This window comes from Allokutzneria sp. NRRL B-24872 (assembly GCF_002155965.1).
Taxonomy (GTDB): Bacteria; Actinomycetota; Actinomycetes; order Mycobacteriales; family Pseudonocardiaceae; genus Allokutzneria.
Genome location: NZ_MUMH01000200.1, coordinates 1 through 12,696, shown reverse-complemented (window position 1 = coordinate 12,696; position 12,696 = coordinate 1). Strand labels below are relative to the sequence as shown.

Annotated in this window: 8 protein-coding genes; 1 reads left to right on the top strand and 7 read right to left on the bottom strand. The window is 72.1% G+C overall.

Going from position 1 to position 12,696, the window contains the following annotated elements; genetic code table 11:
* The 6 genes from CCN37_RS35360 to CCN37_RS35335 form a co-directional block, all read right to left on the bottom strand.
* The coding region (locus tag CCN37_RS35360; RefSeq protein ID WP_371505545.1) for a PAS domain-containing protein at positions 1-255 on the bottom strand (255 nt) is incomplete at its 3' end.
* A gap of 608 nt (positions 256-863) precedes the next feature.
* A complete protein-coding gene (locus CCN37_RS35355) occupies positions 864-3,716 on the bottom strand; it encodes an AAA family ATPase (RefSeq protein WP_086829441.1) in 2,853 nt (950 codons plus the stop codon).
* 5 nt (positions 3,717-3,721) lie between these two features.
* Positions 3,722-6,382: an AAA family ATPase gene (locus tag CCN37_RS35350; RefSeq protein ID WP_086829439.1), complete on the bottom strand. Its 2,661-nt coding sequence runs from the start codon at positions 6,380-6,382 to the stop codon at positions 3,722-3,724.
* On the bottom strand, positions 6,379-9,315 hold the full coding sequence (locus CCN37_RS35345; RefSeq protein WP_210408350.1) for an AAA family ATPase: 2,937 nt from the start codon (positions 9,313-9,315) through the stop codon (positions 6,379-6,381). Before CCN37_RS35345 ends, CCN37_RS35350 begins: the two co-directional genes overlap by 4 nt.
* A gap of 678 nt (positions 9,316-9,993) precedes the next feature.
* Positions 9,994-10,593, bottom strand: coding sequence for an alpha/beta hydrolase (locus tag CCN37_RS35340; protein ID WP_086829435.1), 600 nt, complete (start codon positions 10,591-10,593; stop codon positions 9,994-9,996).
* Entirely contained in the window at positions 10,590-11,558 is a 969-nt protein-coding gene (locus tag CCN37_RS35335) for a ring-cleaving dioxygenase (protein WP_086829433.1), read from the bottom strand. Before CCN37_RS35335 ends, CCN37_RS35340 begins: the two co-directional genes overlap by 4 nt.
* 95 nt (positions 11,559-11,653) lie before the next feature.
* Between CCN37_RS35335 and CCN37_RS35330 the strand changes: the two genes are divergently transcribed.
* On the top strand, positions 11,654-12,127 hold the full coding sequence (locus CCN37_RS35330; protein ID WP_086829431.1) for a MarR family winged helix-turn-helix transcriptional regulator: 474 nt from the start codon (positions 11,654-11,656) through the stop codon (positions 12,125-12,127).
* Positions 12,128-12,306: 179 nt separating this feature from the next.
* Here the strand turns inward: CCN37_RS35330 and CCN37_RS35325 are convergent.
* Positions 12,307-12,696 (bottom strand): helix-turn-helix domain-containing protein (locus tag CCN37_RS35325; RefSeq protein ID WP_143261962.1); only part of this gene is annotated, 390 nt, incomplete at its 5' end.

Here is a 12,696-nt window from a genome sequence, read left to right as displayed (position 1 = left end):
GGGGTGCAGGAAGTCCTGGAAACGGCGGCCGTGCACGGTGGCCGAGCGCCTGCCGAACTGCCGGAAGAAATCGGCGTTGGCATCGCGGACGCGCAATTCCGGGTCGAGATTCGCCATGCACATGCCGGAGCGCTCGAAAAGCGGCTTGTAGAGGTCGACCTGCCGCGACAGCGGGGCCGGCGACCAGCGTTTCGGCAGCTCAGCCGGGACCCGCCCAACGCCTTCTCCGGCGATGTCTCTTGCGATGACGGTCATCAGAACCACCCCAACTTCAGGCACACATCCAGATTGGCCTTCGACCGGTGCGGGAACTACTTCTCCGCTCTCGGTCACAAAATGAAGACTATGTATTCACTCGAACGGCTTCAACGCGCAGACGGACCAACCCCTAACACTGTGGTCCGACGCCGGGGAAGGTTCGGTGCACCGGTGCGGTACCGGTGGTTCGGTACGGTCACCCGCTTCGCGTGAAGATCACGTCAAAACGTCCTCATCGCAGCTCAGAGGCACTATTGGGCGTGTATTCCGGCCGCGCGGGCGATCATCGCGGATGCGGTTGTAACTCCCCCGACCCAGGCGGTGTAGTTCTGCGGGATGACCTCCAATGACAATTCTCGGTGAAGTCGGCGTGACCACTCGCCGGGGGCCGTCGCTCACCCATCAGAAAAGTCGAATCATCCTCAAGTCCGAGCCGCGCCCAGCCGGGCATCCGGACACCGGTGAGCGGGCGCACCACCGCCGCGACCAGCGCTCGACGCGTCACGGCGCCGCCCGAGCGGTCCCCCGGAACCCCCTGAACGCCGGAAACCGCCGCCAGCACGCCGGTTCAGGGCGGGGTGGCGACGGTTTCGGGAGGGCTGTGTTCAGGCGGAGTGCTGGGAAAGAGCCGCCGCGAGTCCCGCGCGGCCGGGGACCGCGAGCTTGCGGTAGGAGTTGGTGAGGTGCTTCTCGACCGCTCGCAGGCTCACGCCCAGTTCGTCGGCGATCTCCTGGTTGGTGCCACCAGCGGCGGCCATCCCGGCCACGCGCAGCTCGGTCTTGGTCAGCGCGGCCTGCTGGGGACCGGCCACGACCACTGGCGCTGAAGGGGATTCGGGGGCGGCCAGCTCGACCAGCGGCCCGGCCTCGCACGCCTGCGCGAGCGCCCGGCTCTCCCGGAGCAGGCGGTCGGCCGAGGTGGGGTCTCCGTGCTCTTGGAGCCGGGAGCCCAACTGCGCCAACGCTTTCGCCAGCTCCAACCGATCGCAGGAGGTGCGCAGCAGGTCCACGGCGTCGGTCAGCAGCTCGACGCCGCGGGTGCCTCCGTGCAGGCTGGCCTGCGCGCGCAGCGCACGACCGGCCGCGGCGGGAGCACCCCACGCCAGCGCTCGCGCGCTCTCCTCCTCGATCAGCTCGGCGGCCGCCGCCAGATCACCGGTTTGGCGTTGCACAGCCGCCGCCCACCCGCGCCACGGGTAGACCGCCGGGTTGTGCCAGCCCGCGCGCTCCAACCACTGACCGGCGTCGAGCAGGTACTCCAACGCCGCGTGCGGTTCACCATCGGCCGCGCGCACCAAACCGGTCAGCAGCTGGTGCATCGCGTGGTGGGAGACGCCGTACTGCGTCCGCCCGGCGCGCTCACCGTTGCGGTCGAGCAACCACCGCGCCAGCTCGGCGTCGTTGGTGTCCATGGCGATCGTGGTCAGCGCGGAGGACGCGAGCGTCGTCGCCTCCACCCACTCCGCGTCGACCAGCTCCAACGCCTCGATGCCGCGGGCGCGGGCCTTGCCGACGTTGCCGGAGCACAGCAGCACCAACGCCTGCTCGGCGTAGATCCACGTGCTGCCGACGGTCGCCTTCTGCCGCTGCGCCTGCTCCAACGCGATGTCCAGCCACGACGAGACGACCTTGACGGAGTCCGCCGCGGCGAGCGTGCTGACCAGCAACGGCAACGCGGTGTGCACGTGCGACGCGGTCGCGGGCTCGCGCTCCAGGACGCGGTTGGCGCGCTGGACGATCTCGGCGGCGGGCAGCTTCTGGCTCATCATCGCGGCGTAGAGCAGCACCGCCAGCAGTTCGCGCTCCGAGCCGGTGCTCGTGCCGGGATCGGGTCCCATCGCCAGCAACCGGTCGACCGCCTCGGCCAGCTGCGCCGGGTCCTCCTGGCCGGTGTAGCGCAGCCGGGCTTCCAGTCGCAGAGCCAGTTCGCGTTCCGGTCCGGCCAGGGTGTCGGGGTCGCCCAGCTCGGCGGCCACCTGCCGGACGAGGTCGCCGACGGGCAGCGGCGCGGCGTTGAGCACCGAGGGCGCGATCCGCACCACGGCCGCCGCGCGGTCCTTGGCGGTGCTGAGCAGCGGGACGGCCTGGGAGATGTGCCGGACGGAGGCGGGCGGGTCGAAACCTCGCTCGGCGGTCGCTAGATCGACTAGAAGCATCGCGCGGTCTTCTCCGTCGGAGGAGGAGTCCACCAGGGCACGGCGCAGGTAGCGGGCCGCGACCTCGGGAGCGCCCCTGCGCAGCGCGGTGTGCGCGGCCGAGCGCAGCACCTCGATCGCCCAGCTGTCCTGCGGGGCGGTCACCGCGAGCAGGTGCGCCGCGACCTGCTCGGCCGGATAACCGCAGCCGTGCAACAGCTTCGCGGCGCTGATGTGCACCCGCGCGCGCTCTTCGACGGTCATCGACTCCTCGACCGCGTCCTGCACGGTGAGGTGGATGTAGCGCGGCATCGGCCCCGGCGCGAGCAGCCCGAGCCGGTCGAGCACGCGGACGGCCTCGGTGCAGCCAACGGAGTCCAGCCGCGCCAGGCGCCCGATCAGTTCGAGGTCGGCGTGCTCGCCGAGCAGCGCCATCGCGTTGGCGAACTGCCGGATCGGCTGCGGCTGCGAGCGCAGGCACGCCACGAGGCGGTCGCGGAACATCGACGGGCCGAGCATCCTGGCGTTCTCGATCTCCGAGGCGACCGGGCGCCGCCTGCCCACCACCATGTTCAGCAGGATCGACATCAGGAACATCGGGTTGCCGCCGGCGATGTCGTGCACCGCCGCGACGAAGTCCGCGTCGCCCGCCTCGCCGAACTGCTCGCGGACCAGCTCGGTGATCGCGCCCTGGCTCAGCGGTCGCGGGCGCAGCGTGCGCGTCGCGGAGCCGGTGATCTCGGAGATCAGCGGCTGTTCCGAGCGCGGGTCGCCCTCGCGGACGCTGACCACCACGGTCACCGGCAGGCGGTCCAGCCGCTTGGCGAGGTAGCCGAACCACCGCAGGGACGGGGCGTCGACCCACTGGAGGTCGTCGACCAGGACCAGCAGCGGGTGGTCGGCGCTCATGTTGGCGGCCAGGGCTTGCAGCCCCTGCAACACCGCCTGCGCGACGGCGGCGGGCGCGCGGCCCTCGGTCGGCGGGCTGTCGTCGGCGAAAGCGAGCCGGGCGAAGCCCGCGGCGTGGTCCAGCCAGCGCTCCCGGGTGTGCGCGGGCGCCGCGGCCAGCGCGGGCTCGAAGAGCTGGCGCACCACGCCGAAGGCGAAGTCCTGCTCCAGCACCGCGCCGCTGGCCTGGAGCACCTTGGCGGGCGCCTGCCCACCGCGCACGCCGGGCGCCGCCAGCTCGGCCAGCCCGTGCATCAGCTCGGTCTTGCCGTTGCCCAGCGGACCCGTGACGACCAGCAGCGAGCCGTTGCCCGCCCCGGCACGCCGCAGCGCCCCGGCGACCACGCCCAGCTCGGACTCCCGCTCCAGCAACACGGCGGCTACTCCCCCCTGCCCCGATGGCCGAGCTCGGCCACCAGCTCTCCCCGGCCGGACAGGCCGAGCTTGCGATAGACCCGGTTCAGGTTCAGCTCAACGGCGCGCCTGCTCAGCGCCAGTTCTTCGGCGATCTCGGAGTTGGAGTGCCCGCGCGCGGCCAGGTCGGCGGTGCGGCGCTCCGCCTCGCTCAGCACGGTCAGCTCGGGACGGCACCCGGAGAGCTGTTCGAACACCGCGTCGCCCAGCAGCCCGCTCGCCTCCTCCAGCAGCGCCGCCGCCTTCTCCGTCCTGGCGTCGGCGAGCACGTGCGCGGAGGCCAACAACGCGCTGCCAAGGAACGTCGGCTCGCCCCAGGTGCGGGCGTGTGCGCGCTCCTCGGCCAGCAGCCGCTCCGCTTCGTCCTGCTCGCCGTACGCGTGAAGGGCGAGCGCGGCGGTGGAGCGCCACGGGATCACCGCGGGGTTGCCGACGCGGTGGTGCAGCAGGCGCCGCCCGCACTCCCGCAGGTGCGCCACGGCCGCCTTCGGATCACCGACGGCGAGCTGGACCTTGGCGCGGGCGAACAGGAAGTGGCACCACGCGATGCCTTCGGTGGCCCCGATCGGCAGCGCGGCGGCGAAGCTGTCCAGCGCACGACCCGCGGCTTCGGGATCACCCCGTTCCAGGTGCACAGCGGCTTGCACGGCCACGGCGGCGGGCGCGATGAGCGGGCGCCACTCGCGCAACGGCAACTGCCGGAAGGCTTCGGCGAGGTCGCGCTCCGCGTCCCTGCCCCGGCTCATCCTCAGGCACAGCCCCGCGCGCATCGCCAGCACCGACGCGAGCACCATGCTCACGCCGACCCGGCGCGCCTCGATCAGCACCTGGTCCAGCCCGGCGAGCCCTTCCGCCCAGTCGCGGGTGAGGACGAGCGCCCGTGCCGCCGCCATCCTCGGGCAGATCAGCACGCCACCGCCGGCGTTCGGGCGCAGCGCCACCCGCGCCGACGCGCGCACGCGCTCCAAGCCGGTGCCGTTGAGCGCTTCGCGCCACGCGAGCACGCCCGCCTGTGCGGAATCCGTTGTCACACGGTCGTTCTCGCTGCACGCCGGAGTGCTGCCACCCGGCGCGAACGGCTCTTCCTCCGCGCCGTCGACGATCTCGGTGAGCCAGTACAGCGCCGTCAGCACACGCGCGTGGGGCTGGCCGGTGCGGCGCAGCGCGCTCGCGAGGTGCCTGCGCGCCAAGCCCACTTCGCCGCCCGCGAGCAGCACATCAGCCGCCGCGATGCGGTACTCCGCGACCTCGGGACCACCAGGCCCGCTGATCACCTCGCCCAGCAGGCGCGCGCCCGCGACCGGCTTCGAGCCCAGTTCCGCCGTTGCCAGCTCGATCGTCAGCCGCGCCCGCACGGGCTCGCTCAGCGGTTCCTTCAACGCGCGCTGAAGGAACTGGATCGCCCGCGCGGGCCGGGCGCCGTAGCGGTCCCGCGCCGCCGCACGGCACAACAGCTCGGCGGCCCACGGCTGGCCGCCCGGGGTCGCGCCGAGCAGCATGCCCGCCACGTCACGGTCCGGGATCGCGGAGCGGTGTCCCAGCTCAGCGGCGGCGGCGTGCAGCTCAGCGCGCTGGTGCTCCGGCATCGTGGACAGCACCCGCGACGCGGTCACGGAGTCGGACAGCTCGGGCTCGTCCCCCGGCCGCACGAGGCCGACGCCCTCGAGCCGGGCCAGCGCCTCGGACTCCGGCATCGTGCGGAGCCCGGCCAGCGAGCACACCAGCCGGAAGTCCAGCCGCGACCCGCACACCGCGAGCGCGCGCACCAAGCCGACGAGCTCCTCCGGCAGCGCGCTGATCAGTCGAGCGACCCGGTCGCCCAGCTCGGTTGCCGCCGTCTCGTGAAGCTCGCGCAGGTGCTCCGTGGTCGGCGCCAGCCCAGCGCGCGCGAACTGCCGCATCACCGCTCGCACCAACCACACCTGGCCTTCGGTGCCGCGCAGCAGCGCCCGGCTGAAGTCCTCGTCCAGCGGCCCGGGGCACGCCGTCGCCAGCAGCATGTTCACCCCGGCCTGCGTCAACGGGCGCGGCCGGAGCAGGTGCGCGCTCGCACCGGAGCGCGGCGCGGCCAGCTCGGTGATCGCGGGCAGGCCGATCGGACGGCAGCCGTCGTTGCCCGCGACGACCAGCAGCAGCGGCACCTCGCGCAGCCGACGGGCCAGCGCGCGCAGCCAGCGCGCCGAGCTCGGGTCGGACCAGTGCGCGTCGTCGACCACCACCAGCAGCGGCTCGCGGCGGGCCAGGCCGAGGAATTCCCGGCAGAGCGCGGGAAGCACCTCCGACTCGCGCTCGGACTCCGCCCACCGCGTGTCCGTCCACACTGGACAGTCCGCGTCCGGGAACGCCGCGAGCAGCTGAGAGACGACGCCGTAGCGCAGCTCGGACTCGGTGCGCGAGCCCCGCGCCGCGCAGACCCGGATGCCCGCTGCCTCGGCGAGCGCGATCGTCCGGCGCACCAACGCCGTCCGGCCCGCGCCGGGACGGCTCTCGATCACCACGAGCGCCGAGCGGCCGAGCGAGAGCCCGGTGACCGACCGGCTCAGCAGGTCCAGCTCGGTTCCCCGGTCCACCAACAGGTCCAGCTCGTCCTCGTCGCGCCAGCCGCGGCGCTCCGCAACGGCCCTCACGCCGTGCCCTTCTCCGAGGCCGGGGTGCGGGCGAGCGCACCGGGCAGCTCCGCGCGGCGGCTGAGCCCGAGCTTGCGGTAGACGTTGGTCAGGTGCACCTCGACGGTGCGGACGGTGACGAACAGGGACTCGGCGATCTCGCGGTTGCTGTTGCCCTCAGCAGCCATCACCGCGACGCGGCGCTCACTGCCGGTGAGCCCGTCGAGCGGTGAGCGGATCTCCTTGCGCAGCCGCCCTCCCGCGAACACCAGCAGCCTGCCCGCCTCGTTGGCCAGCACCTGCGAGCCGCACCGCGTCGCGAGGTCGAGGGCGCCGCGCAGGTGCTCGCGCGCGCCCTTCGCCTCGTCGACCCACAGCGACGCCTGGCCCAGCTTGCACAGCGCCAGCGCGTGGTCGAGCCGGGCCGAGGTGCCCGACAGCACGTCCACCGCCTCGCTCAGCACCCGCACCGCGCGCCTCGGCTCCGCGAGCACCCCCTCCGCGAGCAGGCCGAGGCCGACACCGCGCAGAGTTCCCCACTGTTGAGCCAGGTCCTGGGAGCGCTCGACGATCTCGCGGGCGTGGCGCTGCTGCCCCTGCTCCGCGCGGATGCACGCGACGTCGATCCACCACCGCGCGTAGAGCGGGTTGGTGATGCCCGACTCCTCCAGGATCGCGCCGCAGCGGAACAGGTGGTCGAGCGCGCCGTCGAGATCACCGCGCCGCCAGTGCAGCCTCGCGGCGGCCATCAGGTAGTGCGGTCCCTCCCAGATGAGGTCGTCGATGCGGTCGATGCGCACGCGCGCCAACGCCTTCTCCGCCTCGTCCAGCTCCGCTCGCTCCAGGTGCGCGACGGCCAGCCCCACCCACGGCACCATGCCCGCGTTGTCCCACGGCTCCTGCTCGAACACCGCGTGTGCCGTGTGGATGTCGGCGGTGAACTCCGCCAGATCCCCCACGCTGTAGTGCAGCACCGCGCGGCTGGCCAAGGTCATGCAGTAGGACCACAGGTTCGCGTGCTCGCGGCTGTCCTCCAGCACCGAGCCGAAGGCCGCTAGCGACTCGTCGGTCTTGTCGGCCATCTGGAGGGTGAACGCGGCGTTGAGCACCGCCCAGCTCGGAAGCGCTCCGGTGGGGCCGCGCAGCGCCCGCCGCGCCAGGTCCACCACGTGCTCGACGGGCTTGCACTCGACCGCCGCGAGCGAGGAGGCCATCGCCAGCACTCCGCGCTCGGCAGGCGTTTCCCCGTGCGGCAACGGCATGGTGCGGGCCAGCTCTCGCAGCACCGGCATCGTGGTCTTCTCGTCCGAGCCGACGAAGAGCAATGCCGCCCACAACCGCGTCCGCAGATCGGCGTCGGCGGCGGTCGGTTCGTCCCCGATCGCCTCGCCCAGCTCCGCCAGGACTCCGCTGAGCACGGCGGTCGCTTCCGGCGCCTTCTGCGTGGCGAGCGCGGTGAGGCCGTAGTGCACGGCCACCTCGGCACGCTGCCGCACGTCCGTGCTCAGGCTCAGTACGCGACCCAATTGGTCAAGCGCGCCAACGGGATCGGTGTGCGCTAGGCAGCGCGCGAGCTGTGCGCGGATCGGGATCTGCGCGGCGGGCTCGACGTGCTCCAGCGCTCGGGTCAGATAGCTCGCGGCCGCGTCCGGCGCGCCCCGCTGCTCGGCCTGCGCGGCGGCGTCGGTGAGCACGCCGAGCATCCACGGCTCGGGCAGCTCCGCCAGCAGCATCAGCTGGTTGGCGACCTCCTCGGCGGGCCGCCCGGCGTCGTTGAGCAGGCGCGCCGCCCGCATGCGCAGGCGCTCGACCTGGTCCGCCGGGGTCGCGGCGAGCACCGCCCCGCGCACCTCGTCGTGCACGAAGTCCAGTTCGTCCGGGCGCAGGACCTCGTTGCGCCGCAAGGCTTCCGTGCTCAGGCCCACCATCCGCGCCTGCACTCCGGCCAGCATGCTCACGATGTCGGCCCCGCCCCCGGGCACCGCCGCGCCGAGCACCGCGACCGCCAGCGCCACCGCCCGCGCATGCTCCGGCAACCCGGCCAGGCGCAGCAGCACCGAGGAGGCCAGCACGTCCCGGCCGACCACCCGCGCTCGCGCGACGGCCTCGTCATCGGGGAAAGCGCCATCCCGGTGCAGCTCGGTGAAGAGCCTCGCGGTGAGCAATGGATTACCCCCGGAGACCTCCACGCAGGCGCGCAGGAACGCGGGCGTCGGCCGGGCGCCGAGCGTGTCCGCGGCGAGCTCCGCGATCTCGTCGGCGCTCAGCGGCCCGAGGTCCAGCGAGGTGCACCGCGTGTGGGTGAGCAGCGCGCCCAGCCCGGCGCTGCCAGGCCCGCGGTGCGCGAGCACGACCAGGAGCGGCAGGTCGTCGGCCCGGCGCAGCAGGAAGTCCAGCCAGTGCAGCGAGCGCTCGTCGCACCAGTGCGCGTTGTCCAGCACAAGCACCAGCGGAGCCTCGGCGGCGAGGTTGACCACCAGCCAGTAGAGGCCGTGCAGCACGCGGTAGGACGGGCTGTCGCCGAGGCCGTCCGCCGCGGCGTTCTCGGCCAGCACGGGCAGCGCCCACCGCGCGCTCGCGGTCAACCGGGCGTCGTCCTCGTCGGTGATGCCGAGCGGGGCGAACAGCGCGCGGACCGCGCCGTAGCCGACCCCGCTGGTGACCTCGCGGCAGTCGGCGCGCAGGACGGTGGCGCGGTGTTCGAGCGCGAGACCGGGCAGCAGGTCCTCGATCAGGCGGCTCTTGCCGATCCCGGCGGGGCCGCGCAGCACGACCGCCTGCGAACGCCCGGACAGTGCCGATCGGGCACGAGCGGTCAGTGCCGCGACCTCCGTGGAGCGGCCGACGACACGCGCGGGACGAACGGGTCGCCCACCGTCACGCACGTCGTCCTCCACCACGCGGGCCAGCTCCCTTCCGCCACGGCGGCACCCCCGAGGTGAGAGCGCTACCACGACGAAGAGACTACCCAGCCCGACTCGCCCGAGGAGCCTTCCGACACGGCCCGCATGAAGAGAATGACATTTAACGCAAACCCCACTCCGCGCTCTCCGAGAACGGCTCGGATCATGGTTTTCGCTGGTGGCTTCGCCGAAGGACGGGACCACTCCGGCACATCACGGGACCTTAAAGAACAGCGATGATTAACGAACTCTGATGTGGCCCGATGAGTCGACGTCCATCCATCGGCTGACAGCGCGCCTGGCCAACCGGAGCAGCCCCGCCCCAGCGTGCCGCAGGGGCCGACGATCATGGCAGGTGACCGGCGAGTGAACGGCACGAGCGCGGCACAACTGGGGAGATCCCCCGAACGGAGCGAGACGTGGATCACCCGTGCGCTCAGACACACCCGGCGACCAGAGTCAAGTGATCCGAAAAAAGAAGGAGTACGAAAAAGGGCCGCGCTTCTTCGGCATCACGTTCGGTAACTCCGCTGACTAACTTCCATGACATTTGTCCCTGGCCAATGTCGGACATCTGGCACGCATTCCGCACCCGGACCCGAACCGGGCACGCCGCCCGCCCGATCGGGTCCGCGCAACCGATACCACCGCCCGAAACCACACCGCTGGCGGACAGCACCGGAAAGCGCCTTCCCGGCTCCCCGGCCCGCTCGTGCCCGAACGGGCCGGTCAAAGCCATTCGCGGGCAGCCGCGAGCCCGTCCGCGGTGATCTGGTGACCGCCCGGGTGCAGGCTCCGGGTGACCGACGCCCCGCGCTCGCCGAGCAGTCCCGCGAGCCGGTCCGCCGAGGCCAGCGGCGCCATGGGGTCGCGCTGCCCGTTGGCCAGGAACACGCGGCTGGCCGAGAGGTCGAGCAGCGGTGGATCAGGCAACGGCGTCATTCCCGCGAACAACACCGCCTCACGGAGCGCGTCCGGGCGCACGAGCGTCACCGCGGCGGCGATGTTGGCGCCATTGGAGAAACCGACCGCGACGATCCGCCGCTCCCCCAAGCCGTAGCGCTCGCGAGCGCCCTCGACGAAGTCCGCCAACTGGTGCGCGCGCACGAGCACGTCCTCGAAGTCGAACACGCCTTCGGCCAACCGGCGGAACCACCGTGCCATCCCGTTCTCCGACACGGGCCCGGCGGGCGCGAGGGTCGCCGATCCCGGGCTCAGGTGATCGACGAGGCCGAGCAGGTCGTCCGGCCCACCGCCCGTGCCGTGCAGCAGCAACAGCACGGGCAGCTCCGGGTCACCTTCGACGAAGCGGTGCTCCAACTCGCTCAAGACACGACCTCCGGGTTGTTCTCGCGAGGCAGGTCAAGCACGGGCAGCATCGCCTTGATCTGCTCGCGCTTGGGCTCCAGCCACGGCGGCAGCTTCAACGCGCGACCGAGCTCCAGCAACGGCTCGTCGATGTCGAAGCCGCCGGTGTCGGTGGCGACTTCGAGCAGCGTGCCGCCGGGCTCGCGGAAGTAGATGGAGCGGAAGTACTGGCGGTCCATGATCGAGGTGACGTTCACGCCCTTGTCGACCAGTTCTTCGCGCCAGGACACCTGCGTCTGCTCGTCCGGCACCCGCCACGCCACGTGGTGCACGGTCCCGGCGGCGGTCAACCCGCGCGGCGCGTTCGGCGTGACGAGCACGTCCACCAGCGCTCCCGCGCCACCGTCGCCCGCCTCGAAGCGCAGCCGGTTCTCGTCCTGGTGCACGAAGCGCAGGCCGAGGTCGTTGGTCAGCATCGCGGCCGTCGCGTCCTCCTTGGTCACCGACAGCGTCACCGAGTGCAGGCCGCGGATCGCGTGCTGCGCAGGCACGAGCGCGGTGTCCCACGGGTCGCGCGGATCGCCCTGCGGGTGCGCCACCAGCGACAGCACCAGGCCGTCGGGGTCGCGGAAGGTCAGCGTGTCCTCGTTGTCGCTGTTGCGAACGCGGCTGACGTCAACGCCTGTGGCTTCCAGGTGCTGCTTCCACCAGCCGATCGAGGACTCCGGCACGGAGAAGGCGGTGACGCTGGCCTGCCCGGTGCCGACGCGGCCCTTCGGCGCCTCCGGCCACGGGAAGAAGGTCATCAGCGTGCCCGGCTTGCCCGAGGAGTCGCCGTAGTAGAGGTGGTAGGTGCCGTTGTCGTCGAAGTTGACCGTGGTCTTCACCAGGCGCAGCCCCAGAGTGCGCAGGTAGAAGTCCACGTTGCGGTTGGGATCGCCGCCGATGGCCGTCACGTGGTGCAGGCCGCTGGTGCTGATCGACATGACTCCTCCTCGTCCGTGGTGAGGCAGACGCTAACCCCGATTTCTCTTCCGCGCAAGAGGTCTTCTCAGAAGATACCGTGGGCTACGCTGTCGGTATGACGACGCCGCGCGCGCTGCCCGCCCAGCTGGACTCCGACGACGACGTCGTCACGCTGTGGGGACTGGTGATCGAGGGCTACCTGGCCACCCACCAGGGCCTGATGGACGAGATCGCCGAGCGCTTCGGCCTTGCCCCCGCCCCGTTCGACATCCTGCTGCGGCTCGTGCGCTCGCCGGAGCGGCGGATGCCGATGACCCGCCTAGCCCACGAGGCGGCGCTGACCAGCGGAGGCTTCACCAAAGTGGCCGACAGGATGGTCGCGGCCGACCTGATCCGAAGAGAGCCGTGCGAGACCGACCGCCGCGTGATCTACGCGGCGCTCACCGACCACGGCACCGAGATCGCCGACAAGGCGCGCGCCGCGTGCGCGGAGATCCTGCGCCGCCGCGTGCTCGCTCCGCTGGGCCCCGAAGCCGCGGCGGGCCTCGCGGAGACGATGCGCACGCTGCGCTCAGCGAACGGGAAGTAGCGCCCGTGGGTGTCGATTTCGGCGGTCGCCGATCGACGCTCTTGTATGGGAAGCAAGTTCGCTGAGCACTTCAGGCAGATCGCCGTGGCGGTCGGTCCGGTCGTGTCCGGTCTGCCAGATCAGCTGTGGTGGATCGAAGCGCTCATCGAGCTGGTGGGCGAGTTCGCGCTGCACGACTGCTACACCGTCTCGGTCCGGAAGGTCCGGCGATACGCCACCGGCGAGATCCCCAGTGCCTCGCGCAGGTGCTGCCGCAAGGACGTCCCCGTCGCGAAGCCGACCTTCCCGGCGATCTGCTCCACCGAGAGGTCGCTGGCCTCCAACAGCTCCCGCGCCCGCGACACCCGCTGCTGGATCAGCCAGCGCCCCGGGCTCACCCCTACCTCGTCGCGGAAACGCCGGGCGAAGGTGCGCAGGCTCATCCGCGCGTGACCCGCGAGGTCGGACTGCGTCAACGGCAGGTGCAGCCGCTCCAGCGCCCACTGCCGGGTGGCCGCCGTGCTCGTCATCGCGGGGTCCGGCACCGGCTGGTCGATGAACTGCGCCTGCCCGCCGTCGCGCAGCGGCGG

Excerpts from the sequence above, each read along its gene's own strand:
- CCN37_RS35335 (WP_086829433.1), bottom strand. The coding sequence starts at position 11,558 with ATGTCGATCAGCACCAGCGGCCTGCACCACGTGACGGCCATCGGCGGC.
- CCN37_RS35330 (WP_086829431.1), top strand. The coding sequence starts at position 11,654 with ATGACGACGCCGCGCGCGCTGCCCGCCCAGCTGGACTCCGACGACGAC.